Genomic DNA, 25,448 nt, shown 5'->3' on the forward strand with positions numbered 1-25,448 from the left:
CCGTCTTCCACACTCTTGCCGCACTTCTCCCACGCCTACTTGCCACACCGTCTTCCACACTCTTGCCGCACTTCTCCCACGCCTACTTGCCGCACTTTTCCCATGCCTACTTGCCGCACTTTTCCCATGCCTACTTGCATCGCTTCCCTTGCCTACGTGCCGCGACTTGTTCGCGGCATCCATAAGAATTTGCAAAGATAAAAAAATTGGAGAGACATATTTCTAATGGTTATCTGCGAGGTGATATCATCACATGAGTCCAATACTCTAATTAAAACAAGGAAGAACAATGAAGTCATTTTATGTGTATATTATGGCAAGTAGACCGAATGGAACGCTATATACCGGCTCATCATCAAATTTAATTAAACGAGTCTGGGAGCATAAAAATAATGTTATTCCAGGATTTACCGCCAAGTACAAGGTATATACATTAGTATATTTCGAGATGCATGAAACTTATGAAGAAGCTGCTCGACGGGAAAAACGTTTTAAAAATTGGTGTAGGCAGTGGAAAATAAATTTAATAGAAGAACGAAATCCAGAATGGCGAGATCTATATGAAGAAATTTGCCATTAATTCAGTGCACGTTAGATGCCGCGAACAAGTCGCGGCACGTAGGCAAGGGGCGATGTGCTTAGGCGTGGAGATCTTGCCACGTGCTCTCATACCTACTCCCCGCTCACTTTTTCCCACCGTCACCTACACTACTTGTCGCAGTGTCACCTACACTAATGTCGCAGCGTCACTACTGCCTACTTGCCGCAGTGTCACTACGCCTACTTGCCGCAGTGTCACTACGCCTACTTGCTGCAGCATCTCCTACGCCTACTTGCCGCGACTTGTTCGCGGCATCCATAAGATAATGAAAAAGTCAGGGTTTCGAAAAAAGACCTTCAACCCAAGAGATTGTTTTAATATCCTACTGTAATCCCCATAAAGCTTCTTGTATGGTGGGATAATTAAATTGAAAACCGCGCTCAATGAGTCTTTGGGGCAGTACACGTTCTGAATCGGTTAATACTACAAAGGACTGGCCAACGAGGAATTTTAAAAGAGAGGTTGGCATGGGGATACCTGCGCCCCATTTAATCCAGCGTAACTCCTTCATCATTTCAAAATTTCTACACGGCTGGGGAGCGGCTATATTGACAGGGCCTTCGTTCATAGAGTCATCACTTGCAATAAATTCAATGGCTCTGGCCACATCGCGGATATGCACAAAAGGCACGAATTGCTTCCCTGAACCCAATTGACCGACATAAGCCAAACCTGCGAACCTCAAGTAGGTTAAAAGACCGCCTGTGTTCGCTAAAACGTGCCCCATCCTTAAATTGATTACATGACAATTGGCCTGGTTTGCTCTTTGTTCTATTTCTTTACAAACATCAACCCTAAACTTTGTTCCCGGCTCCTTTCCAAGGAGGGGCTCGCTTTCTTCCGTCATAAAGATATCGCCAGCATCACCATAATATCCGGTTGCTGAAGCCTGAAGATATTTCAAAGGTTTTTCCTGCGCCCGCTCAATATTATGAATGATTGTGTCTATAACTCTATCGCGTGATTTCGCTATATTCGTTTTTACTGAAGTTGTCCATCTTTTAGCGCCTGGATTTGCACCACTTAAATTTAATATGATTGTCTCTTTATCAATGAGATCCGACCAGTCTTCACTGACAAGGCGAACTTTAACCCCTTCAATATTTATTCGGGTTGTCGCAGAACGGCTTAAGCAATATACATCATATCCTTTTTTAATAAACTCCTTGCACACCTCCTTCCCGATCATGCCGGATCCTCCGGCAATAATAATTCTTCGCCCCTTGACTCCCTCTATTTTGTCTGCTTTAAAATGACCATAATAACGCATTAGAATGCCCACCAGAGGGAAAGAGATGGTGCCATCAAATGTCCACCCTTCTGAACTGGGTTTTTCAACCCAAACAGATTTGGGTAATAAAAAGGCGGGCAAAGGTATTTTAAATAAATCAAAGCAAGTTAAGCCTTGGCATTCATATTTTAAGGATTTATCCGGTTGAATAGTTATCGAATAGATAAAGCGGATTGCTTTATCCAAAAATCCACCGAGTCCTTCGCTTAAATACATGTGTCTTTTTAATCCGCTATAGGAGGAATGTGTGGTTGAATAGGTTTTCTGGTTCGGGGTTTTAGCTCCAAATACTCTTTTCCAACATTGTACTTCCTCAGATAAATTGATCACTTCAGCACAAAACGGTTGCTCCCGCATTTCCATGGGAAGGCCTGCAAAAAGGCCCAATAGCTTGGCCAGAAAGGTGGGCTTTTCAACGGTAACAATTCCTTGCCCGCTCCCGCCAAGACGTGAGGTTTTAAACTCTTTTACCGCTTGTTCCAATAGATAGTATTGAGGAAAAACTCGCGCAAATAAGGTAGCGAGCGCATCATCAGTGTCGGATAAGGGAGGAGTCTGCCAATAGATTGCCCTCCTAGATCCACCCAAGCTATAAGAAACGACATATTCAAAAATAAGTCGCTGGAAGGAAGGAGTTATGTGCGCGGCAGCATGCATGATTCCATCGCGTAATCTTCGGAGTAATGGATTTTGAATTTGCCCAATTGTGGCAATAAGATCGGCGATCTTTTGTACCGTTTTAGCGCGTGGTTTACGGTCTCGTTCGTATTCGGAAAGCCCATGTAAAAAATCCACGCGGTTAAGATGAGAAGCCAAATAGGCAGCATCTTCGATACACAAGCCTGCCCCTTGGGCGATATTCGGTGCAGTAGCATGAGCTGAATCCCCCATTAACACCACTCGATTGTCCCGGGATGTCCAGGGAAATTGTTCCACGTTTTTAATTTTGGCAATATCTGTTCTCAAGATGTGTTGGGTTAAACGAATTAATTCTTCGTAGTTCACTACAATTTCCCCCGAAGGGGTGGAGACCGGTTTCCAATTTTGAATTAAATCAAGGAGAAACTCCTTAGTCTCCTCATCCACTATTTTAACCCCACGGATTGGGGATAAATAGGGATGATTTTTTTGGGTTTTCAAGGCGATAAACCAAAAGACATGAGGCGGTTTCAACGGGACGTACCCAAACCGAAGGGCATAATTTCCATACTTCTTTGATTGACCACATCCCCAAGTTTCGAATGTGGCGGACCACCATTTATATTGAGTATTGTCTGGAATTCGCGTATTTGCGCGAAAATAAGTATAACCTAATTCCGTTTCAAAAATGGGGGGTAGGCCTAGTTCCGCCATCAAGCGGTTTCTGATCTTGGAATGAATGCCGTCGCAAGCAATGAGTATATCCCCTTGATATATTTTATTGTCACTACTTTGAATGATAATTTGCTCTTTATCTCTTTTGTATTGATAGATTTTTTGCGCGGCAATCATTTCAACATCATTTTGATATTGCAAACCTTCATACAACATATGGCTTAAATCATGCCGATCCATACATTGGACAGGAAAGCGCGCACTAAAGCCTTCCGTTGCTCTTGCCAAAATTCTTGCACTGGGATCCCGGTAACTGGGAGATGGCATGTAAAAACCATATTGCTCCATAAAAGCTTGATAGTTGGGTATATTTCTCAATACAGACTGACTTGGTGGCCAAATCCCTATTCCCCCGCCGATACTCTGTTCGGAGGAGTTGAAAAAAGGCCGGGAATCAAATAGGGTTACTCGAAATTTTACTTTTTTACTGCCATGCACCAATAAATTAGCCAAAGCCAATCCCGAGATCCCGCTACCTACAATTAAAACGTGAACTGATTTAACCACGGTTTATCCTTTAGTGCTAAAGCGATTTAATAAACAGGGCACAGCTTTTTCAGCCATGCCAAAACTGAGGTTTTCCCTAATTCATCAAGAAATCATGTCAATTATTTTCGAATAAAAGTATATTGAAAAAAGACCTTAAGGCCTTATTTCTATATTGTAGTTTAATTCAATAATTATTGAATCCATCATTCCCTTTACTAATTAAAAATAAAAGGAAAATTAATGAACACTCCAGCGCAATCTATTTCTCCCATCTCATGGACTGCTCTATTTTCTGGCGCATTAGCGGGAGTAGGATTAAATTTTTTATTAAATTTGTTAGCGCTGACAATTGGCCTCTGTAGTTTTTCGATCACTGCATCGGGAGAAACAAATTTATCCTTGTGGGGCTTTGGTTGGTTTATTCTTTTTTCTTTAATATCCATGTTTACTACGGGGTGGGTCGCAGGGGCATTATCTCCAAAGATATTAAAAAGAAAGCTTTGGGGATTATTAATTGGGTTTCTCTCCTGGAGTATTTTATTAATATTTATTATTGTCTTACTAACCAACATGATTCAGTATGCTTCTTTCCATTCTAATTTCACCTCCAATTTAGTTGAAGTAAAAATCAGAAATGATTCCCCTATGCTCACCGAAACTAAAGCGCATCGTATCAATAATTCTCCTCTGACTTTTAATATTGAAACACATAAAAAAATCATTACACTGAATGCATTTTTGACTTTTCTATTATTTTTTACTGGTGCGCTTTCAAGTTCCATTGGTGGGCTGTTGGGGTATCAAATGACTCCGAAACTGAAGAGGGTTGAGTCAATCCATTAGTTAAAGAAAAAATTTATAACAAGGGGAAAAAATGCCAGGGAAACTTATATTAATTGGCGGCGGGGAAGTTAAAAGAAATTGTGATGATTGTAAATCCCAGCTTCTGGCCCAAATATTTCGTGGGCAGGATATTAAGCGCACTACCGTAATTTTTCCTCCTTCCGATGAAAAGCAAAAAGGAGTGAGAAAATATCAGCAAGTTTTTAAAAAAATAACCGGCAACTTGCCTCACTTTATTCTTCTTGAAGAAAATTCAAAAACTACAGAAACAGATATCGAGAAAATTAAAAAAACGGATTTAATCTATTTTGGTGGAGGCCAGCAGAAAAAATATATGGAGGGGTTAAGTTCTGATTTTATTAAAGAAGTACAAAATCGTTTTCACAATGACAATGTATTAATTGCAGGAACGAGCGCAGGTGCAATGATATTCTCTGATAAAATTATTGCAGAAGGCAGCAATGCCGAATCTCGGCTTAATGATGAGCTGGACATGTTACCGGGAATCAACCTCCTTCCCAACTTTATTATCGACACCCATTTTATTCAGCGCTCCCGATTTGCACGACTTGCCCATGCCATTAAACGCCATCCCAACCATATTGGACTTGGGATCGAAGCGAATTCTGCTTTATTTTTTGAAAATGAACATATAGCGAAATGTTACGGAGATGGACCGATTACCATAGTTGATGGTTCAAATATCCAAATTAAAACCCTTTCAGAAAAAGACAGTGTTTTTAATTTGACAGTCCACCTATTAGCGGCGGGTTGTACCATAGACTTTAAAAATTTAAAGCAAATGTGTTCTCCAAACGGGTAAGAAGTTACTTGAAAATTACACCCATGTTATTGATTTAGTCTTAAAACCTTTTTCAAAAGCTTCAGTCCAATAAAGCCATTTAATATAAAAAGCTTCCTCTAAATTATATTGTGTTTTATCAGGAGAAGTTTGAAACCGACTGTCATAGGCTAGAGCTTTTTTAATTTCTTCAGCAGTTAGAATAGGAAATGAATCTAAATCCATGTAATTATTTCTATAAGAATCAATAAATAAGTCAAATAATTTGGCATCATCTTGAGCAATATTTTTACCATGCTTTTTAATGGCCAACAGCTGATTTTTGATTTCTTCTAAATTATCCTGAGCACTCATATTAGCTCTCCATGCTTATTTTTTAACATTTTAGTTGATTAATTTTAATTTTGAAAAATTATTTCATTGGTTTTAGCAAAATCAACTAAATATTTTTTCATTATAAGATTTTTTCTTAATTTTTGTAGAAACCCCTGATATAAGAATTGTTTGGCTTATTATCACACTCAGATATTTATCTTTATTTATCAAAAGGGTTAGGGGAAATCGATTCTTCTTCAATTTTTGAACTGTCAATTTCTGTCCTCTTTGGATGTCCCTCACTTTTAAAAAACAGATATTTATCTGAGTTTGTTTTCTTAGAATGGTCTTTTTCATATTGCTCCAAGAGATTATAAATTTCCTGGTAACCTAGCGTAGTGGCAAGCTCATGAAATGATAGCGACATCGTAGCAGCTGGATCTATTGGCTTGTCGACATTAAATTTTTTCTTTATTAATTCATCGATACATTGCTCCTCTATATGCATGTTACGAGCAAATTGGTACAAAGAATTCAAATTCACATTCAAAGACATCGATAATCTATTGGGAAAGGCAAGGATTTCTTTTACCACGTGAATATGGTTATTGCATATCGCGGTAATCATGGGAGTATATCCGTTCTCGTCCTCTACATTGTCTGGATTAAGCCCCGCCTGGATAATCCTATGAGTCAATTCAGGATCATCATCATCTGCCGCAAGAAGAAGCAGTTGTCCTCCAGATCTATTTACTTTTTCTTTATCAATTGTATGAATTTTTATAAACTCTGGATTGGCTTTCCAAGCGGTGACCCGTTTTGTGAACTCCTCTACATTCGCTGCATTACAATATATATTTGTTGTAAAAGCGCATTCAGTACCTTTTGAAAACGCATGTAAAATTTTGGCCGTTAACTCTTCTAAATTGTCTTTGGGAATACGCTCTGGTTTACAGCCGCTATTAACGAATAACCATTGTTTCAATGAAGGGTCATAACCCACGGTAATCGCATGATCTCCACTGCCAAGAATTAGCGCAATTGGTTTTTCAATGCCATCTAGTTCCTTTTGAAGTGAGATAAAATATTGCATTAATTCATCAATATTATAGGCTCCAACGAATCTGTCGCCAACTCTTTGAATTCCTCCGCTCTCAGAGAGCTTTTTAGAAAGCGCCACAGGAGCAGTGAGCATGGTATTTTGTTTTAGTGGCACTCCTTTTTCAAATAAAGGGCTGTGCTTCCCAGGTTGTTGATGTACCTCTACCCCTTCAAAAAAAGCCAAGAAATCCTCTTCAGGATCGGTAAGTATCTCGTGAAGATAATCTAATTCTTCATTGCATTTTTTTATCTCATGCTTCAAAAATAAATCATAAAGAAATGTTTCTTCTTTCTCTTTAAGTTTTACCTTTAACTGCCTGAAATCAATTTTGTCAGTAAGGAGTAGATCATCGGACCATTTTTTTCTTAATTTAGGAAGTTCTTCTTTAAGGTTATACATATCTCTTAAAACGGATTTGGTGCTTTCTGCTAATACTTGGGGCGGCTTTTGAGCTTCTGCTTCGAACATTTCAAGGGCTTGGAGATGGCCATCAAGATTATCATAAATCTCGATAAGCTTATCATATCGATTTGAAAGTGTTTGGAAATCCTGAGCGAGAATGGCTTGCATTCCCATATTGGCAACCCCAAAGCACATGCCGCCAGGATCAGGGTGATACCCAGCCTCTTCCATTAACTCAATGAGCCAATCTTTGTTGTCTTCATCTCTTGCTAGTGGCACAACCGCCTCCGCTCATTATTTGTAGTACTTCTATCCACTTTTTTATTATAGTTCAAGAACGGATACAGCTTAATTTTTCCATTTTAAGGAGTAAAAAAACAGGGTAATCGGCGAGAAAGAGATGCGATATCCAGGACTCCTGGGATTGAATGATTCCTAGTCTAATCATCCTCGTTTATTAATGGCGTCACTGTATCCTTTTCTTTATATAATGCACTATTCACTGCCTGAGTCACAGGATAACAAATCAGTTTGACGCCTTGTTGATGGTTTAACACGCGCTCCAGGTCGGCTTGCGAAAACTCTTTGGTCTCTAGCCACTCCTTTTGTTGTTGTTCGGATAAAATCCAGGGCATGCGGTCATGTAATTTCATTACGACATCATTGGGGTTTGTGGTTAAAACACAACAAGAAGGTATCGTTATACCTGGTTCAGGTTTAAAATTGTCCCATAATGCTGCAATTGCCATTAATTTTTTATCGCGTCGCATGATATAGAAAGGCTGCTTTATTTTTTTATTATCCTTCTGATGGTGTTGCCATTCAAAAAAACCACTCATCAGCAGAATACAGCGTCTGTATTTTAAATTTTGACGGAAAGCAGGTTTTTCAGCCACCGTTTCTGCCCGGGCATTAATTAAAAGCGCATTTTTATTATCTTTGGCATACCAGGGGACAATTCCCCAACGCATTTGCACAGCGACCAAACCTTTTTGTGTGTTCATAAGACAAAGCGCTGCTTCTGTTGGCGCGACATTAAAGCTATTAGGCAAAGATTCCATTTCTGAAATACCAAATTGCTTTTTAATTTTTACAGGATCAGTATCGAGGTTAAACCGGCCACACATAATTATATCCTTCAAAGCCAATAGATTTTTAATTACTTCTTTTTGTTATAGGACAAAATTCTGAAAAAATCTGCATTTCTTGAAGTGGATGGATGCGTGGGTTGGAAACACTTACCCCCAAGGGGTAACGACCAATGCTTTGCATGTGCAGTAAAGGTAGACTGATTATAGGCAATCTACCTTGCTACTATCAATTAGGAAGGTCTTATTGCCAGTATTGCTTTATGTTGGTTTTGATATGCCTCCTCCACCTCTGCATATTTGGTTACCAAATGCTTCGGAGTGGTGGAAGAACCCATCATATATTTCTCAGAACTCTTTATTTCATGATGTATCGGTTCGACAGTACTATATCTTTCACCACTCAAAGTGGTAAAGGATTGCCTTAATGATTCTTTTTCTTCTGCCGTTGCCTGATCCAATCTCATTTTTGTAGATTCAATATTTCCGTCAAGTAAAATTAATTTCCTGGATATATAAAAAATAGATGTAATTTTGTAAGGAGAGTCATCTTGATTCATTCTTTCTCTAAGACCAGAAGGACTAGCTTCCTTAACGATTTGATTATATTTTTCAAGATAAGATTGAGGAAAACCTTTTTGTTGGGTTACTTGATCTATTGTTTGTAAATATGTACCTAAATATACAAGCAGGTCATAATTGTGTCTATTTTTTAATTCAATAAGAATATCAGTCCAGCGGCAAAATTCGTTTATTTTATCTTCACCTTGGGCATATTTAATATCTTTTATGAGCCTCTCATGTAATGATGTTCTGTAATTGAGGAGTAATTTTAGATTGGGGCTTGCCTTCTCAAAGCATTCTAATCCCTTGGAATTACTGAAATCTTGTACTGAAAGTGCAGCATATTTTGCTCGGAATTTATAATCGATGAGTGCAGCATCCAATTCAGAATCAGTTTTTAAAAGCTGCTGATACAACTTAAGGTAAGGGTGAAAAGCTTTATTTTTTGTTACTTTAAGTTTTTTATCTAATGCTTTTAAAGTGTCACACACCAATAAATACCCCTCAGGATTATCATGTCTCTTCCTTAAGATAAGCGCAGTTTCCATCCATCGATGAAAAGCATTAATTTGAGCGCTTTGGGAGTCGTGTTTCTTTATATCTTCAGTAATATAAAATTTGACTATTTTCCGAATTTCTAAATGATCTACAGCGATTGTATCTTTATTGGCCTGTTTTTTAAGTTTTTTAGCAACTGGCTCCAGGGCTTCCCGCACTAAAGAATATCCGTCTCTATGTTCTCTTTTCCATAAAAGTACTGCTGCGTCCTTCCACCGGCGAATTGCTTTAATTTTATCTTCTTGAGTAGTTTGTTTGTTAATGTCTTCTTGAATTTCTTGAATTAATTGTTTTTGATTTTCCACACATTCCTCAAAAGTACCCTTTTCTTGTAGCTTCGCTGTAACTCTGTCTGCGCGATCTGCTGCAGGTCCTCCCCGTAACTTTGCATCAAGGAGTTTGGCGTGTTCGTGGGCAAAACGTGACTCCATATAAGAAGAGAACACCTTAAAGTTAGGATCCTTTTTCATTTCCTTTCTTGTATCTTTATGAGTAACCATGTCATCCCAAACAGAAGCAGCATGTGGGTGAGTTAGAAACTGTTGCTTTTCAATGAGATTTTTAAAATAGGATTCTCTAAAGAGGGTAACTTTTTGAGTCATGTTAAACTTATTAAATCGAAAGTGAACAACTATAACGCTAATTGTTCATATTGGCAAGATTCTTGCATGGGAAGGAGGGGTGACCTAAATCTTTAATACCTGTCATAAATAGAGTGACATCCTTTCGTAAGCCAAACGTTCTAAACCCATCATCCGTTCATTAGCTATACTCACAGATGAAGAATCCATTTCCTTCAATGAACTAAGGAGTGAGACATGAAAAAAGAGAAACAACCTCATGATAAAAAAGCGCTGGAAAATATGGGACTGGGTAAGTTGAAACCTGACCAATTAAAACGTAGCCATGGGAAAGGGGAAAAATCCGATTACGAAGGCGGACCTGAAAAACATCCAGGAAAGGGACTCTGAAAGATACCCACGAGGCCTCATTCAAGACACTGGGGATTTTCCCTTAGAAATATGAATCAATCCTCAAATGACAATTTGTTTTTTTTCTACTATTAAAATATAGGATTAAATAAAAAAGGAGCCGTATCATGGAAGGTAATAAAGATAAAATGAAACAGGATAAAACAAGTGGCCAACGAAATGGCCCTGGTAGCCAACAGGGTAGCAAAGGTACCCATCAAGGCAATAAGAGCGGGCATCCAGGCATCCAGCGTGGAGAACAAGACGTCAAAGGGGGCCAAAAAGGAGGTCCGGGTGTTTAAGAGTGGTCGATAATAGATGGTGCCAGTGACTCACTTGCACCATCTATTGCAAGTTGAAAACATTCTTATCGCAGGAATTACTTGCCGGAACCATGTTGATACCTTAGTCCCCATGCGAATGCTAGTAAATACTTGTCAATTAAATTATTTTTGAAATACTTTTTATTTTTTCTTATGAAGGGATAATTTAAATTTATTCGAAAAACAAGAAACTGGATATGCTGGATTTATAAAAAATAGCTTCCTTTCAAATTAAAATGTAATTTTACAAACAGCGTTAGGAACTACGTTGATGTAAATTTATTCCATACAGCAAAACAATGATACTGCCAAGCCATACATAAAATCCTGTGAGCAACTTAATGACAAAAATCAACGGCGAAATTAAAGCAAGAAACAAACTGATTGTGGCAAAAATATGGCTTATTCGTGAACCATAAGTCATCAATGCAAAAATATAAAAAGGATTTGCCAGCCATGCAGGTTGAAAAGCAATGAAACCTAACCAGCCAGTATATAGAATTTCAAATCCATAGATTGTCTGATGAATACCCCGTTCTATATCCGGTATCACCGCAGAAGGAAGAAATAAGGAGATCACAAACAGGATAATGGATAAAAAAAGGCAAATTGTTTTTAATATATTTCGATTCATTTAGTTTGTTGTCTCGCTTCGAACATACTGCTGCCTATACTCAAATTCATATTTAATAAAACATCCTGTAAAGAATGCAAGTAATGCGTCACTCTTTCAGCATAAATTTGCACAGACTGTATACTTAATATAAGGAGCGTATGCTTGTAGGTACTTTATGCTTTCTCGAGTAGAAGTCATTGCCGATAGCGGTGGGGCAATTAGTGAAACTGGCTCAAATGTGGAGCAGTTTACTAAAGGATTTGGTGGATGTACCGCAATTTACGCCAAAATTGATCAAACCAAACCAGGCTTTTATGGCCTTTATCATTTACGCTCTGTTTTTGCTACAAAATCCCACATGGTCGAAGGATATAGCGATTCCAATGAACCTTTTAGAAACTGGATTGGTGACTTGGGAAAACGGGCTCAAGGTCAAAAAATACATTTCGAAATCGGAAGGCCCTTAATTCATGGAAATAAAAATAAAATAATGGACAGTCATCCGGATTTAGGCATGGAGCTCTATTTAAGAACAATATGTGCTCAACATGAAATTGAAAATTACGAGATTACTTTACTTAATATGATTGGTGTAAAAAGTATTGCTGTGAATGAAAAAGGCATGGTCTGTTATGGATATAAAAATATGGAAACTAAAGTAAGTCCAGCTCAATATCAAAGCGATGAGGAAATTCTTGAACATTCGGGCTGGCCAAACAAAAAATGTTTGGGTTTTGCTAAATCGCACAGGCATGTGGATTTGCATGGGAAATTGCAAAAGAAATATGAACAAAAGTGCGAAATGGAGCAAAAGGAAAAAAAGATACAGGAGATGGATGCCAAACAAAACGAAATCGAAACACGTCGAAATGAATTGGAAAAACAGCAGATAGAGAAGCTCAAAGCGGCGAAAGAAAGTCTATTAAAAACAATAAACGATATGGTATGCGCCTTTCGGACTTCGTTTGAAGAAGGACCTAAAGAGGATAGGGATGCTTTCAATCAATTCTTTCTCCTGGAGGATTTATTCCATGCAGTGAAAACAGATGATCTTGGCTCAATTCTTGAGATGAAAAATCGGCCTTATTTTAAAAAAGCCACAGAAAATGACTTGTTTATGTCTTTCTTTTCTCAAGATCTAAATGAAATTGGCCTTATCTTTAATGAAGCAGAGAAACTCTTAATTCATTTACATAAATCACTTTCTGAAAAAATGAATGATAACAGTCAAAATATGAGCATGTGATTTAAATTTTAGGGCGCAATATCGGTATTTATCATGAAATACTTGAGGTATTTCCCATATAAGCTTTGCCAATGGCACCGTTAATTTATTACAATCCTAAATTGATTATTAAAAAATAATCAGAAACTTATCAATTCAACAGGAAAAGATATTATCAATATAAGGACTATAAATAATGATAAAAACTAAAAACTTGCTATTTATCTTGCCATCTGTTTTTTCATGTACTTTTGCTTTTTCTGCACCATGTTCTTTTGATCAATCCAAATCATGTCAGATAATTACCGACATTTTACAAGATAAGGCGAGCAATGGGCTTAATTATTATGCATCCACCAATTACGATCATCGCATGTCAGGTGAGATTAATGTTTATGATACTTCAAAAGTCATTAAAAACACGGGGGGGTCATTAACGCTTCTGGCAGATCTCGTAAACACCGGTTTTTGGAGAAGCGGTGAAATCATGACACGCGCCAACCTGAACTCCCCTCCATTTAACTCTCCTGTACCTTCTGAAGTATGGACAACGAAAGAAACCAAACATGGATATCTGGAGGTGAATATTAATCTACCCGTATGTACTAAAAGTACTGATGACCTCTGCCAGCAAGGAAAAAATCCAAGTAGCTACAATCAAGGATTATGGCCCGCAATTTGGATGATGCCGACCTACGATTCGAATTGGCCGCAAAATGGTGAAATTGATATTATGGAAGCTTATCCCAAAAATACTGCTTTCAACATAACAACCGCTGCCCTGCATTTTAATGGAAATTCTTCTCAATGTGGTGGGGGGGATTGTCGCGGTTGGGGATATTCACTTGAATCCCATCAGTTTCCTCAACTTGCTTATGCTAGCCCACATACGTGGGGATTTGAATGGGAAGCCGATCCAGGGAGCCAAAACGGAGGCTATATTATCACAGGCTATATTGATAATGTTAAATCTTGGGGGCCTTTAAAAACTGATACACTTCCTGCCGATGGCGCCAAAGCATTGCAGCGCGGTTTTAATGATCCTAATGGGGGGTATTATCTCATCGTGAATTTGGCAATGGGTGGTCCTTATGCTGGTGCACCCAATCCAAAAATGCAATCAGCCAGTATGAAAGTGAACAGCATCAAAGTGTATCAAGTAGGAGGTTCTACCCCAACTGATGAGTGTAATCCGCCAATTGATTTTTCCTCAACATACACACCGGATAAAAGAAATATTACTTTGACTTGGACACCACCAGCGAACAGCACGAATGTCGTGGCTTACCAGGTTAAAGATTGGCAAAAAAGAGTATTATGGAAAGAAAACAAATTAAGTTGGACTGATACCACACTACCCGGTACTTCAGGAAAATTTACCTATTTTCTGAGTTCGGTATGCAGTAACGGTGCCTCTAAAGATGTTCAGTATGATGTCATCATTCCTGATACGCCTAAGTGCCTACCCCCAACCAATATCAATGCGAATTACAGCAGCGATAAAAAGTCCATTAGCCTGAGTTGGACTGCACCAACACAAAGTATGCCTGTCAGCAGTTACCAAGTCCGTGACTGGCAACAGCGAATACTTTGGCAAGGAGCATTAAAAAATTGGACAGATCATTCTCTACCCGGAACTTCAGGAAAATTTACCTATTACATAAATTCAGTATGCAATGACCAAAGTTCAACCATGTTGCAGAAGGATGTTTTTATTAATTAGGTCTCACTCTTACTCTTACCCTCATGAGATTGCTCGATGTGTTCCATAGAATCGAGCTATCTCATTGAGGTTTTTTTAAGATGGAAAGAATGGTAATTTAAAAATGAAGTCCTAAATATGGAAAAAAAGAATGAGATAAAAACAAATTTATTTTAAAAATTAATTTTTTATTCCCTATATTTTGTTCTTTGCTTGAAGCAGCTTTTTAAATATCACGTATGCGAAAAATAAACCAGCCACAGCTCAATCGCGTACCATCACTTTTGTGAATCATCGGAGTCAGCCTGTAGGGTTTGGTTTAATAAGCGGCTTTGCGCAAAAGATCCATCCTTCTTTTCCGGGAGGTACCTCATGGAATACGAACAGCGATTGTTATATGGGATCGTGTTTGTACCCAAACCGGCGCAATACATCAATGTTTTTAGCAAGTCCCCGTTCCAGCACAAAGAATTATCAATTGCCCTCTTAAATCTTAAGTAAGCTATCTGGATCAGAGCTTACGATTCCAAAATTGGTTTCATATTCGCATTGCTTTCGGGCATACCGATGTGATTGTTGGTTAGTGAGTCGTTGTATAAACATCTCATAGCTGAGCACGTATACTTTTTCTTTAGCATCCGGACCAGAATAATCATAAGGATCTCTAAAGAAAACCATCTCTCTATCATTGATAATTTTGACCATATCGACAATAACCGCATGGGTCCATGTAGTGGAATCGCCAGCATAGCTGTCTTTTTTAAAGGCATATGCTTCTCTTTCTGTAGTATCCTCACTTGAGAAGCGAACAAGTTTATCCTCTCCTCGATGACACCAGGCACCAAATTTACCAATAAAGACATGGGCACCATGTGTTGCTAAAGATTCTTTTAAGCCGATAAATCCCTTATCAGGATGCCATCCAGAATCATGAAGATGAAAAAGTGGATAAAAACGTTGTTTGATCAATGCTTCGTATAACAAACTACATTGAATTTGTATGCGTTCTTTTTCAAATTCCGAGTATGATTTAGCATGAGTAATGACTTGATTGCAATTAATATTAAGCTGCCCACAGAGTTCCTTCAAAGTACGGTATAAAGAATCATAGTCGCCTCTGAAATTTTTCAATTCAAGTTTTATTCTGCGAAAAGCCTTGTATAAATTGGAATGCCTCACATCAGGATCATTAAAAAAAGCAATTCTTCTCATGGAGTATAATAGACATGAAACACTCCTTTGAGGTTGGATTGGCATTCGCTTTTCTCTTACGGATATTTTTCCTGAGGGTAAATCAACTAAAGTTGTGGTTTCATTATCAATTAAAATACATTTTTTAGATTTCATAAAAACAACCATTTTGATTAAGTTTAAACCATATTTTAAATGTTTAAACTTAATACAACCTTAAGAAGTTTAATTTTTATAATAAATGTATTTTAAAAGAATATTGTGAATTATGATTGAGTACTTTTTGGGTGGTTCTTCGTACATTGAAATAGGATTGGCAGCGATAAGCGCTCCAGTTCCTTACCAGACTCATTTACTGTTCCATCATCCCTTTGAGAGCGGGTCAATAATCTATATAATCTTTAATACAACTTAAAATTTGTGGTATACACAGCCAAACCCTATTCAGGTTAAAGGATATCCATGCGTCAATCTGCTTTGATTATTGTGCTTATGGCATTTAGTTTTCTCACTCAAGCTGCCCTGCCTGCTGATCCCATTCAACGCTGTTTAGATGTGAGACGACTTGTGGACTTTACCTCAAGACAAAAAATGGCCGCTAAAGAACCGGGGGTATTGCGATTTAAATTTCATAAAATATCTCCATCCGAATTACCCTTAGACAATGCTACTGGCAATATGGATGAAGTCATTCAAGGTTTAACGAATCAAATTGAAAACTGCAGCAAAAGCCGTGGAGAATTTCAGAAAGTGGTTATTGCGGAGCAGCAATTCAAACGACAAGAATGGTGCCACCACACCAACAAAAAAATGCTCATGCTTGCGAAAGCCGCCAAGGGAAATTTTCAAAAATATTTATCCAGTATTAAAACGGAGTTTGATTGGTACAAAAGCGAGGGTTGGCCTGAGAATCACGCAGGATTTAAAAAAGGTGAGTTTCAATTTACAGCCTATTACGCACCTGCCGCAGTTGAAGCCCGCTCACATCGTGGTGGAGGATTTTTATACCCTCTTTACAGTAATCCAGGTGTGGTACACGTCGCGTCAGAATCTAAAAAACTCAAGTTGCAAGGCCCTCTTTGCGGTGTCGATCCGATGACGAAAATGATGCGGGGATTTTGCTTGAAAAATGCCGATGGCACGTATTCAGTAGTGCCGGATCGAGAAGAAATCAATCATGGAGCCTTAGATCCAAAATATATCATTGGTTACGTTAAAAATCCCAATGACCCAGCTTTTTTAATGCTTCAAGGTTCAGGCTCATTAAAATTAGATGGTAAATTATACCGTCTCAACTACGATGCGGCCAATGGCAGACCACGTACCATGCTTGGCCGTATTGTTCAATGCGCACAAGACCCAACCTGTGGTGGTAATCTTGATGCCATGGAACGTTGTGCAAAAGACCCCAAATGCCACGATGAAACAAAATTGCGCTGTAATTTATCAAAACAGATTAGACAAAGCGGGGGCTCAGAAAAATTTATCCGCCAATATTTAGATAGCCCACTTAACCGTGATAAAGCCGATAATTTAAGAAATAGGGATCAAAGTTATGTATTCTTTGTTAAAGAAGAAGGCGGACCATATGGTTCAGAAAATATTCCACTTACCCCACACGCCTCATGCGCGACGGATCATCGGGTAATACCAATAGGCATGAATATTGTCTATCATTGTAAAAAAACCACCTCCTGGTGTGTGGCTCAAGATGCTGGGGGTGCGATTGTAGGGGCACATATTGATGTTTATAAAGGGGAAGGAGATCAAGCTGGTGTAGAAGCAAATCAGATCAATCATGCAGGATCGTTATATGTTGCCCTGCCAAAACATTAACCATCAAACGCTTTCCACCCTATACTCAGATTGGTTGAGCCACTTTTCTATCAGCCTTGGACCAGCCCAATTAAATACCCTGGCATTTTATTCAGGGGCAAGATTTGAGTAGCAGCACCTAATTTTAAGGCGGACTCAGGCATGATTTTACATTCAGCAGTGCGTGGGTCTTCTACAATCGTGTGCCCTCCACATAATTTCATCAATAATAAACCTTCAGCCCCATCCGAATTACTGCCAGTAAGGAGTATACCTATGGCCCTGTTTCTTAAACTGTCTGCAGCGGACTCAAATAAAACATCAATGGAAGGCCTGGCAAAATGAATCGGTTCATCTAAAGATAAAGAAAAACAAAGCTTGTCTACAATTAAATGATAATCAGCAGGAGCCAAGTATACATACCCTGGTTGGAATACCATTTTATCTTGGACTTCAACTACGGTTAAGACACAATTTTTTTGAAAAAATTGGCTTAAAGATTCTACTTTTTTTGCTCGGTGCAAAACAATGGCGATGGGAGTGGGGAAATCAGGAGGTAATTCCTTTAAAATGGCCGTTATGGCTTTAGAACCTCCAACGGATGCCCCGATGACCAAAAGTTGGTATGACATTTCATTTAACCTTTTTATAAATCTTTTCCTTTTCATCCACTGTGACATAACAATGTTCATAAGGTGTAAATAACAAGGATTCCTTTTCACCTAATGCCAGATAACAAAAAGGAGCCAAACTCTGATACAACAATTGGTGTGTATGGTGCTGTAAATGGTGATTGAAATAAATCATCACATTACGGCAAAGAATAAGATTAAACTCATTAAACACTGAGTCGGTTACAAGATTATGTTGGGCAAAATGAATATTTTTTTTAAGCGAATCATGCATCACTGCATTGTCACTGTCGGAAGTATAATATTCAGAGAAAGCTCTTTTCCCACCTGATTCAGCATAATTTTTTGCATACCGTTCCATCAAGGGTACGGAGAATATACCTTTTTGGGCCATTTCAATGACTTTTAGATTCATATCCGTTGCATAAATGATGCTGCGATGATAAAGCCCTTCCTCCGAGAGCAGTATGGCTATGGAATAAGCTTCCTCACCTGTAGAGCATCCTGCCACCCAAACACGGATAAATGGAAAAGTATGTAATAGGGGAATCACCTTTTTTCTTAATGCCTGAAAAAATTCCGGATCACGAAACATTGAGGTGATTAATACAGATAATGTCAACAATAAATTATTAAAACATTCACTACTATGAAAAATTCGCTCATGCAGATCGCCCAGGGTGAGAATGTTATTCATAATCATAAAGTGTCGTAAGCGTCTTTTTAAAGAAGCAGAGGCATAATTTCTGAAATCATATCCATACTGATTGTAAATCTCCTCGAGCAAAGAGATAACTTGAGCGTTATCCAGGGGCATGATCGGAGAATGATTCATACAATTCCTTTAATGAAATAGATATACCCGAAACATCGAGACAAGCTGGTTAATGTCTACAGGCTTGGCAATATAATCAAAAGCACCCGCTTCTATACATTTTTCGCGATCACCTTTCATTGCTTTTGCCGTGAGTGCAATAATCGGTAGTTTTTTAAATTTAGGGTGTTTACGGATTTCTCGCATGGTTTCATAGCCATCCATTCCTGGCATCATAATATCCATGAGCACAATATCAATATTTGGATTGGTGTTTAAAATCTCAATGGCTGCTTTTCCATTATCTGCGGTTAAAACCTCCATCTGGTATACTTCTAATACACTGGTCAATGCAAAAATATTTCGATAATCATCATCTACGATTAATATTTTTTTCCCGGCGAACAATTCATCTCCCTGATGCAATTTTTCTATAGCTTTTCTTTTTTCCTTGGGCAATTTATTATGAACACGATGTAAAAAGAGGGTTGTCTCATCCAAAAGTCTCTCCTGGGAAGCAACATTTTTAATGATGATTGTTTGAGCCACTTTTCTTAATTTCATTTCCTCTTTTTGGGTTAATTCTTTTCCTGTGTAAATAATGATGGGAATGTTTTTATACTCTGGGTGCTGATTGATCTCTTCTATTAATTCAAAGCCATCTTTATCAGGTAGCCCCAAATCCAAAACCACACAATCAAATTTTACTTTTTTCAAATTATCCAAGGCTTCTTTTGCAGTACCGGCAACTGTGATTTCCACATCATCCCCATTTAACAACTCCACAATATTTTTCTGCATTAATTCTTCATCTTCGATAATCAATAATTGTTTGATTTCCTTATTGGAAAAGTTTTTAATGATTTCGAACATTTCTTGTAATTTTTCATCAGTAACAGGCTTCACCAGGAATGTTTTTGCCCCATGCCTGTAGCCGCGGAATGATTCTTCATCAGCAGATATAATATGAACGGGAATATGGCGAGTAGCCGGATTTTCTTTTAATGTATCAAGAATACGCCAACCATCCATATCGGGTAAAAGAAGATCTAAAATAATGGCATTGGGCAGATAGCGATTAGCTAATTCTATCCCCTCAAGACCTAAGGTGGTTACTAGACCTTTAAAACCTTGTTCATGCGTTTTTTCAAGCAAAAGGTTTGCAAAAGATAAATCATCTTCAATAATAAGAACGATTCGATCATCAGGTGTAATATCGGCTTCATCATCCGTGATCATGGCTGATATTTCAGGAAGGGAATTGTTCGTGGATTCATCTCTAATTTGATTCTTTTTCTCTCCACTAAGATTCGCCTTGATCTGGGGCCGTTTTTCAAGAAATTTATTCTGCGTGTCTTCCCTGTCAGAATTGTCAATTAATTTTAAAATTTCGGGCTCGCCCTCGTATTTTTGAGGTAAATATAAAGTGAAATTACAGCCCTTTCCTTCTTCACTGGTTAAACGGATCTCCCCTCCTAATAACCTGGCTATTTCACGACTAATGGATAATCCAAGGCCTGTGCCTCCGTATTTGCGGCTTGTACTGCCATCGGCCTGTTGGAATGCTTCAAATATTATTTTTTGTTTTTCTTTAGCAACACCAATACCTGTGTCGCGAACCGAAAAAGCGATCACCTGATCTGCGTTGACCAGATTCGAAGATTTACTACTCCACCCCCCTTTAGCAAGACTTATATCAACAGTAATACTTCCCTTCTCGGTAAATTTAAATGCATTGGACAATAAATTTTTTAAAACTTGGAATAACCGTTTGGTATCCGTAAAAATAGTTGAAGGGACATCGGGGGCAAATTCAATTTTATAATCTAATTTTTTCTCTTCAGCGACATGAGAGAACATTTTGTATAAATGATTATAAATTTCTGTGAGAGACACTGGGTTTATATCAATCGCTACTGTACCGGATTCAATTTTAGATAAATCGAGAATGTCATTAATCAGATTTAACAAATCGACTCCTGATGAATAAATGGTGTTTGCAAATTCCACTTCATTATGTGATAGATTTTTAGAACGATTTTCTGACAACTGTCTGGATAAAAGTAATAAACTATTCAGCGGGGTTCTTAATTCATGGGACATATTGGCTAAAAATTCAGATTTATATTTAGAAGTTAAAGCCAATTGCTCCGCTTTTTCTTCCAAAGATTGGCGGGCACGCTCAACCTCCCTGTTTTTGTTTTCCACCTCGTTGTTCTGTTCTGCCAATAATCTCGCTTTTTCTTCCAATTCCTCATTGGTTTGTTGCAATTCTTCTTGCTGACTTTGCAATTCCTGAGCCATGGATTGAGATTGTTTGAGCAATTCTTCGGTTCGACTGTTGGCCTCAATTGTGTTCAATACAATACCGATACTTTCTGTTAATTGATCCAGTAATACTTGTTGTGCCATAGAAAAATGATCAAAAGAGGCCAATTCAATCACGGCTTTGACTTGTCCCTCAAATAAAACTGGTAAAAGAATGATATTAAGGGGAGTGGATTCGCCCAACCCGGAAGAAATATAAATATAATCTTCAGGAACATTATTCAGTAAAATTCGTTCCTTCTCAAAAGCACATTGGCCGACTAATCCTTCACCAATCAAGAATTCATTAGATAAATTTTTACGCTGTTTGAAAGCATAAGCGGCCATCATTTTGAGCTTTGGAACCGTTCCGCTATTGTCCATGAGATAAAACAGGGCATGTTGCGAATTCACCACGGGCGCTAATTCAGACAAAATTTGCTTGGCGACCAACATGAGATCTTTTTGTCCTTGCAACATGCGGGTGAACTTCGCAAGATTTGTTTTAAGCCAGTCTTGTTCAGTATTTTTCAATGTGGTGTCTTTTAGGTTATTAATCATCTCATTGATGATGTCTTTAAGAACAGCGACCTCACCCAGGGCTTCCACACGAATGGTTCGAGTTAAATCTCCTTTAGTCACTGCCTGGGCTACCTCAGAAATCGCACGCACCTGAGTGGTTAGATTAGCCGCCAACTGGTTTACGTTTTCAGTTAAATCTTTCCAGATCCCTGAGGCACCCGGAACATTGGCTTGCCCACCCAGTTTACCCTCAACCCCTACCTCACGCGCAACAGTCGTGACTTGTTCTGCAAAAGTAGAGAGGGTATTTATCATGCTGTTAATCGTATCGGTAAGCTCAGCGATTTCGCCTTTTGCCTGAACCACCAATTGTTTTTCGAGATCCCCTTTCGCTACTGCAGTAACCACTTTGGCAATACCCCGTACTTGATCGGTTAAATTAGTCGCCATGAGATTCACGCTATCGGTCAAATCTTTCCAGGTTCCCGATACCCCTTGCACGGCTGCCTGTCCACCAAGTTTGCCTTCAGTACCTACCTCACGAGCTACCCGGGTAACCTCTGAGGCAAAAGAATTTAATTGATCCACCATGATATTGATGGTTTCTTTTAATTCTAGTATTTCTCCTTTTGCATCAACCGTTATCTTCTTAGACAAATCCCCATTCGCAACAGCGGTCGTCACCCCGGCAATATTACGCACTTGGCCTGTCAAATTATTGGCCATCAAATTGACGTTTTCAGTGAGATCTTTCCAGGTTCCAGCCATCCCTTGTACATACGCCTGCCCGCCCAGTCTTCCTTCAGTACCCACTTCACGAGCTACCCGCGTGACCTCAGAAGCAAAAGTACGTAACTGCTCCACCATGGTGTTGATGGTGTCTTTTAACTGCAAAAACTCGCCCCGAACATCTACAGTAATTTTCTTGGATAGATCCCCTGTGGCCACAGCGGTCGTCACTTCTGCAATATTTCGCACCTGGTCTGTGAGATTATTTGCCATCATATTCACATTCTGGGTTAAATCCTTCCAGGTACCACCTATCCCTTCCACTTCAGCTTGGCCCCCCAGTTTTCCTTCGGTACCTACCTCACGGGCCACCCGCGTGACCTCTGAGGCGAAAGAATTGAGCTGATCCACCATGATGTTGATGGTATTCTTTAGCTCAAGAATTTCTCCTTTCACATCCACCGTAATCTTCTTGGACAAATCACCATTTGCCACCGCAGTAGTGACCTCTGCGATGTTACGGACTTGCGCAGTAAGGTTGCTCGCCATCAAATTAACGTTTTCGGTTAAATCATTCCAAGTACCGCCAACACCTGTAACCTCCGCCTGACCTCCCAGTTTTCCTTCGGTACCCACCTCACGGGCCACACGCGTTACTTCCGAAGCGAAAGAGTTCAATTGATCGACCATGATGTTGATGGTATTTTTTAACTCAAGAATTTCTCCTTTCACATCCACTGTAATCTTCTTGGACAAATCGCCATTTGCCACCGCAGTCGTCACCTCGGCGATGTTTCGCACCTGGCCTGTTAAATTGCTGGCCATCAAGTTGACATTTTCTGTTAAATCCTTCCAAGTTCCTCCGACCCCGGTAACTTCTGCCTGTCCTCCCAGTTTTCCTTCAGTTCCTACCTCGCGGGCTACACGGGTTACTTCTGAGGCGAAAGAATTGAGCTGATCCACCATGATGTTGATGGTATTCTTTAGCTCGAGAATCTCCCCTTTCACATCTACAGTAATTTTCTTGGATAAATCGCCATTTGCAACCGCAGTCGTCACATCAGCGATATTCCGCACTTGGGCCGTTAAGTTACTGGCCATTAAATTGACGTTTTCTGTTAAATCTCTCCAGGTACCGCCCACGCCTTCTACTTCGGCTTGCCCCCCCAATTTTCCTTCCGTGCCTACTTCACGAGCAACCCGAGTTACCTCTGAGGCAAAAGAGTTTAATTGAACCATCATCGTATTAATGGTGTTTTTTAACTCAAGAATTTCCCCTTTCACATCCACAGTAATTTTTTTTGATAAGTCCCCATTCGCAACAGCTGTAGTGACTTCAGCAATATTCCGAACTTGTGCCGTTAAATTACTGGCCATCTGGTTTACATTATCTGTCAAATCCTTCCATGTTCCCGATACACCTTTCACTGTAGCCTGACCGCCTAATTTACCCTCAGTACCTACTTCACGCGCGACACGGGTAACCTCTGAAGCGAAAGAACTTAATTGATCCACCATGGTATTAATGGTGTTCTTTAATTCAAGAATTTCACCTTTAACATCCACAGTAATTTTTTTAGAGAGATCGCCGCTTGCAACCGCCTTAGTTACTTCAGCAATATTGCGAACCTGCAAAGTCAAATTATTGGCCATCATATTCACATTTTCTGTGAGGTTTTTCCAAGTCCCTGATACTCCCGAGACTTCTGCCTGGCCTCCTAATTTACCTTCGGTACCTACTTCCCGGGCAACCCGGGTTACCTCTGAAGAGAATGCGTTTAACTGGGCCACCATCGAGTTGACGATTTCAACTGTGGTTAAAAAAGCGCCTTTTAAGGTTTTGCCTTCTACCTTAAGCGGCATTTTTTGGGTCAAATCTCCAGAAGCCACAGCAGCGATAACTCGTCCCATCTCAGACATTGGCTGAATTAAATCCGTGATAAGGTTATTGATTGAATCCACATTAACCCGCCAGGCGCCATCTCCCTGTAAAAAACTTGCTCGTTTTTCGATTTTCCCTTCTTTCCCTACTTCCTTACTAATTTGAGCCAATTCTTTATTTTGACCGTCGGCAGTTTCAATAATCATATTAAATGCATCAGCAATTTTCCCAGGCAGGCCTATCCAATCAGAGGGCAATCGCACACCGAAATCACCTTTTTTAAAAGAAAGTAATGCATTTAATAATTTTTTTGTTTCTGCGGGCCCTAAAGAATCTAACTTCAAATTAGATTGGGATGGCATTTGTTAACTCCTTTAACTTTCCAACATCCTGTTGTTCAGTATTTACTTCTTATACAGAAATCATGTTTTAACTCATAATGTCTTATTGATTCATTTTTCTATAAATTCCTATTTATTATAGGATAAATCCGCAAAAAAACAGGAATTATCATAAAATATCCTATACGGAAAACCAGCATTTTAGTCTTATCTGAAACAAGGACAGGGGGAGGTAGTATAAGTGGGCTATACCAAGCCCACTTCATGAGAATTAACCATAAAAATCTGAAATGGTCTTGGTCATTTCTGGCGAGAAATCGGGCCAGTGATCTTTATCAAAACCAGGTGAATTTTTTAACCGTTCTTTATCTATATTCAAAATAAAGCAATCTTCATCAGGATCATAGTTGAAGGCATGCCATGGAATCGCAAAATATTTATTGCCAAAGCTCATAAAGCCACCGAAATCAAGAACCAGATAGGTCACTTTTCCGGAAACCTTATCTACCACCATTTCAGCAACTTCTCCTATATCTTCAAGTTCCGTATTTTTAACTGAAACCCCGACTACTTCACCAGATCGAACATTTGAGCTTACCATTTTATTCTTCCTTGTTTTGGTTATTTAAAAATTTTAGCAAGAAGATACCCTATCCCTGCTGCTACCAGTACAGATGTGAGGGGTTGGCTTCGAATTGAACCGGACAAATTAGCTAAAGAGTCCTCAATATATCCTTCTGCTTTACTTAATTCTGCCTTTCCAGATTGATATAAATCTGTAGCAGTGCTCCCAATTTGATTGGCTAACTCTTCCGCTTTAGGTTTTGTTTCATAATAAGCGTTACCTACTTTTTCCTTGGCGGTATCATAGAGTTCACCAGCCTTCCTTTTGATTTCCTTTGCATTGTCATTAAAATCCTTCATGACGTTTCTCCTTTCAAAATGCCTC

21 protein-coding genes are annotated in these 25,448 nt (G+C 39.0%); 8 read left to right on the plus strand and 13 right to left on the minus strand.

All coding sequences use genetic code 11. The features are described from left to right. Window positions 1-183: hypothetical protein (locus tag BU07_RS17625; protein WP_035899122.1), on the minus strand; the 183-nt coding region annotated here is incomplete at its 3' end. 106 nt (window positions 184-289) lie between these two features. On the opposite strand from BU07_RS17625, the gene BU07_RS0111690 reads away from it, so the two are divergent. Next, the gene (locus BU07_RS0111690) at window positions 290-580 is read left to right on the plus strand and encodes a GIY-YIG nuclease family protein (RefSeq protein ID WP_031566273.1); all 291 of its coding nucleotides are present in this window, start codon (window positions 290-292) and stop codon (window positions 578-580) included. A 343-nt stretch (window positions 581-923) separates the two neighbouring features. Here the strand turns inward: BU07_RS0111690 and BU07_RS0111695 are convergent, their stop codons facing one another. After that, window positions 924-3,773 carry a TIGR01777 family oxidoreductase gene (locus BU07_RS0111695; RefSeq protein ID WP_031566275.1) on the minus strand — a complete coding sequence of 950 codons (2,850 nt, stop codon included), beginning with the start codon at window positions 3,771-3,773 and terminating at the stop codon, window positions 924-926. A gap of 222 nt (window positions 3,774-3,995) precedes the next feature. Between BU07_RS0111695 and BU07_RS0111700 the strand changes: the two genes are divergently transcribed. Both BU07_RS0111700 and BU07_RS0111705 read left to right on the plus strand, forming a co-directional pair. After that, the gene (locus BU07_RS0111700) at window positions 3,996-4,598 is read left to right on the plus strand and encodes a hypothetical protein (protein ID WP_031566276.1); all 603 of its coding nucleotides are present in this window, start codon (window positions 3,996-3,998) and stop codon (window positions 4,596-4,598) included. A gap of 31 nt (window positions 4,599-4,629) precedes the next feature. After that, the gene (locus tag BU07_RS0111705; protein WP_031566278.1) at window positions 4,630-5,421 is read left to right on the plus strand and encodes a cyanophycinase; all 792 of its coding nucleotides are present in this window, start codon (window positions 4,630-4,632) and stop codon (window positions 5,419-5,421) included. Between the two features lie 15 nt (window positions 5,422-5,436). Here the strand turns inward: BU07_RS0111705 and BU07_RS0111710 are convergent, their stop codons facing one another. The 4 genes from BU07_RS0111710 to BU07_RS0111725 all read right to left on the minus strand — a co-directional run bounded on the left by BU07_RS0111710 (window position 5,437) and on the right by BU07_RS0111725 (window position 10,031). Beyond that, window positions 5,437-5,754, minus strand: coding sequence for a hypothetical protein (locus BU07_RS0111710; RefSeq protein WP_031566280.1), 318 nt, complete (start codon window positions 5,752-5,754; stop codon window positions 5,437-5,439). A 181-nt stretch (window positions 5,755-5,935) separates the two neighbouring features. Next, window positions 5,936-7,498, minus strand: coding sequence for an ankyrin repeat domain-containing protein (locus BU07_RS0111715; RefSeq protein WP_031566282.1), 1,563 nt, complete (start codon window positions 7,496-7,498; stop codon window positions 5,936-5,938). A 161-nt stretch (window positions 7,499-7,659) separates the two neighbouring features. After that, complete coding sequence (locus BU07_RS0111720) at window positions 7,660-8,346, minus strand: SOS response-associated peptidase (protein ID WP_051635561.1); 687 nt, start codon at window positions 8,344-8,346, stop codon at window positions 7,660-7,662. Window positions 8,347-8,540: 194 nt separating this feature from the next. Then, complete coding sequence (locus BU07_RS0111725) at window positions 8,541-10,031, minus strand: hypothetical protein (protein WP_031566285.1); 1,491 nt, start codon at window positions 10,029-10,031, stop codon at window positions 8,541-8,543. 216 nt (window positions 10,032-10,247) lie between these two features. On the opposite strand from BU07_RS0111725, the gene BU07_RS17450 reads away from it, so the two are divergent. Both BU07_RS17450 and BU07_RS17455 read left to right on the plus strand, forming a co-directional pair. Continuing rightward, the gene (locus tag BU07_RS17450) at window positions 10,248-10,400 is read left to right on the plus strand and encodes a hypothetical protein (RefSeq protein ID WP_154659372.1); all 153 of its coding nucleotides are present in this window, start codon (window positions 10,248-10,250) and stop codon (window positions 10,398-10,400) included. Window positions 10,401-10,528: 128 nt separating this feature from the next. Next, entirely contained in the window at window positions 10,529-10,702 is a 174-nt protein-coding gene (locus BU07_RS17455; protein ID WP_154659373.1) for a hypothetical protein, read from the plus strand. A gap of 277 nt (window positions 10,703-10,979) precedes the next feature. Here the strand turns inward: BU07_RS17455 and BU07_RS0111740 are convergent, their stop codons facing one another. After that, a complete protein-coding gene (locus tag BU07_RS0111740; RefSeq protein ID WP_031566287.1) occupies window positions 10,980-11,357 on the minus strand; it encodes a hypothetical protein in 378 nt (125 codons plus the stop codon). 157 nt (window positions 11,358-11,514) lie between these two features. Between BU07_RS0111740 and BU07_RS0111745 the strand changes: the two genes are divergently transcribed. Together BU07_RS0111745 and BU07_RS0111750 are read left to right on the plus strand one after the other, a co-directional pair. Continuing rightward, window positions 11,515-12,585: an OmpH family outer membrane protein gene (locus BU07_RS0111745; protein ID WP_031566289.1), complete on the plus strand. Its 1,071-nt coding sequence runs from the start codon at window positions 11,515-11,517 to the stop codon at window positions 12,583-12,585. A 175-nt stretch (window positions 12,586-12,760) separates the two neighbouring features. Next, window positions 12,761-14,287, plus strand: a complete 1,527-nt coding sequence (locus BU07_RS0111750; RefSeq protein WP_031566291.1) for a glycoside hydrolase family 16 protein — start codon at window positions 12,761-12,763, stop codon at window positions 14,285-14,287. Window positions 14,288-14,752: 465 nt separating this feature from the next. Here the strand turns inward: BU07_RS0111750 and BU07_RS0111755 are convergent, their stop codons facing one another. After that, window positions 14,753-15,613 (minus strand): hypothetical protein, encoded by an 861-nt coding sequence (locus BU07_RS0111755; protein ID WP_031566292.1) that lies wholly within the window; start codon window positions 15,611-15,613, stop codon window positions 14,753-14,755. A gap of 306 nt (window positions 15,614-15,919) precedes the next feature. On the opposite strand from BU07_RS0111755, the gene BU07_RS0111760 reads away from it, so the two are divergent. Next, window positions 15,920-17,293, plus strand: coding sequence for an MltA domain-containing protein (locus BU07_RS0111760; protein ID WP_031566294.1), 1,374 nt, complete (start codon window positions 15,920-15,922; stop codon window positions 17,291-17,293). 50 nt (window positions 17,294-17,343) lie between these two features. Here the strand turns inward: BU07_RS0111760 and BU07_RS0111765 are convergent, their stop codons facing one another. The 5 genes from BU07_RS0111765 to BU07_RS16810 all read right to left on the minus strand — a co-directional run bounded on the left by BU07_RS0111765 (window position 17,344) and on the right by BU07_RS16810 (window position 25,423). Beyond that, a complete protein-coding gene (locus tag BU07_RS0111765) occupies window positions 17,344-17,904 on the minus strand; it encodes a chemotaxis protein CheB (RefSeq protein ID WP_031566295.1) in 561 nt (186 codons plus the stop codon). Between the two features lies 1 nt (window position 17,905). Next, entirely contained in the window at window positions 17,906-18,739 is an 834-nt protein-coding gene (locus tag BU07_RS0111770) for a CheR family methyltransferase (RefSeq protein WP_031566297.1), read from the minus strand. A gap of 9 nt (window positions 18,740-18,748) precedes the next feature. Then, entirely contained in the window at window positions 18,749-24,520 is a 5,772-nt protein-coding gene (locus BU07_RS0111775; protein ID WP_031566299.1) for a HAMP domain-containing protein, read from the minus strand. A 250-nt stretch (window positions 24,521-24,770) separates the two neighbouring features. Continuing rightward, a complete protein-coding gene (locus tag BU07_RS0111780; RefSeq protein ID WP_031566301.1) occupies window positions 24,771-25,100 on the minus strand; it encodes a PRC-barrel domain-containing protein in 330 nt (109 codons plus the stop codon). A 20-nt stretch (window positions 25,101-25,120) separates the two neighbouring features. Then, window positions 25,121-25,423 carry a hypothetical protein gene (locus BU07_RS16810; protein ID WP_035899123.1) on the minus strand — a complete coding sequence of 101 codons (303 nt, stop codon included), beginning with the start codon at window positions 25,421-25,423 and terminating at the stop codon, window positions 25,121-25,123. Window positions 25,424-25,448 lie beyond the last annotated feature (25 nt).

The sequence above is a fragment of the Legionella wadsworthii DSM 21896 = ATCC 33877 genome (assembly GCF_000701265.1).
GTDB lineage: Bacteria > Pseudomonadota > Gammaproteobacteria > Legionellales > Legionellaceae > Legionella > Legionella wadsworthii.

What these genes read in the sequence shown, in the direction of transcription:
- BU07_RS0111690 (WP_031566273.1), top strand. Translation starts at nt 290, where the DNA reads ATGAAGTCATTTTATGTGTATATTATGGCAAGTAGACCGAATGGAACG.
- BU07_RS0111700 (WP_031566276.1), top strand. Translation starts at nt 3,996, where the DNA reads ATGAACACTCCAGCGCAATCTATTTCTCCCATCTCATGGACTGCTCTA.
- BU07_RS0111705 (WP_031566278.1), top strand. Translation starts at nt 4,630, where the DNA reads ATGCCAGGGAAACTTATATTAATTGGCGGCGGGGAAGTTAAAAGAAAT.
- BU07_RS0111710 (WP_031566280.1), bottom strand. Translation starts at nt 5,754, where the DNA reads ATGAGTGCTCAGGATAATTTAGAAGAAATCAAAAATCAGCTGTTGGCC.
- BU07_RS0111720 (WP_051635561.1), bottom strand. Translation starts at nt 8,346, where the DNA reads ATGTGTGGCCGGTTTAACCTCGATACTGATCCTGTAAAAATTAAAAAG.
- BU07_RS0111725 (WP_031566285.1), bottom strand. Translation starts at nt 10,031, where the DNA reads ATGACTCAAAAAGTTACCCTCTTTAGAGAATCCTATTTTAAAAATCTC.
- BU07_RS17450 (WP_154659372.1), top strand. Translation starts at nt 10,248, where the DNA reads ATGAAAAAAGAGAAACAACCTCATGATAAAAAAGCGCTGGAAAATATG.
- BU07_RS17455 (WP_154659373.1), top strand. Translation starts at nt 10,529, where the DNA reads ATGGAAGGTAATAAAGATAAAATGAAACAGGATAAAACAAGTGGCCAA.
- BU07_RS0111740 (WP_031566287.1), bottom strand. Translation starts at nt 11,357, where the DNA reads ATGAATCGAAATATATTAAAAACAATTTGCCTTTTTTTATCCATTATC.
- BU07_RS0111745 (WP_031566289.1), top strand. Translation starts at nt 11,515, where the DNA reads ATGCTTTCTCGAGTAGAAGTCATTGCCGATAGCGGTGGGGCAATTAGT.
- BU07_RS0111750 (WP_031566291.1), top strand. Translation starts at nt 12,761, where the DNA reads ATGATAAAAACTAAAAACTTGCTATTTATCTTGCCATCTGTTTTTTCA.
- BU07_RS0111755 (WP_031566292.1), bottom strand. Translation starts at nt 15,613, where the DNA reads ATGAAATCTAAAAAATGTATTTTAATTGATAATGAAACCACAACTTTA.
- BU07_RS0111760 (WP_031566294.1), top strand. Translation starts at nt 15,920, where the DNA reads ATGCGTCAATCTGCTTTGATTATTGTGCTTATGGCATTTAGTTTTCTC.
- BU07_RS0111765 (WP_031566295.1), bottom strand. Translation starts at nt 17,904, where the DNA reads ATGTCATACCAACTTTTGGTCATCGGGGCATCCGTTGGAGGTTCTAAA.
- BU07_RS0111770 (WP_031566297.1), bottom strand. Translation starts at nt 18,739, where the DNA reads ATGAATCATTCTCCGATCATGCCCCTGGATAACGCTCAAGTTATCTCT.
- BU07_RS0111775 (WP_031566299.1), bottom strand. Translation starts at nt 24,520, where the DNA reads ATGCCATCCCAATCTAATTTGAAGTTAGATTCTTTAGGGCCCGCAGAA.
- BU07_RS0111780 (WP_031566301.1), bottom strand. Translation starts at nt 25,100, where the DNA reads ATGGTAAGCTCAAATGTTCGATCTGGTGAAGTAGTCGGGGTTTCAGTT.
- BU07_RS16810 (WP_035899123.1), bottom strand. Translation starts at nt 25,423, where the DNA reads ATGAAGGATTTTAATGACAATGCAAAGGAAATCAAAAGGAAGGCTGGT.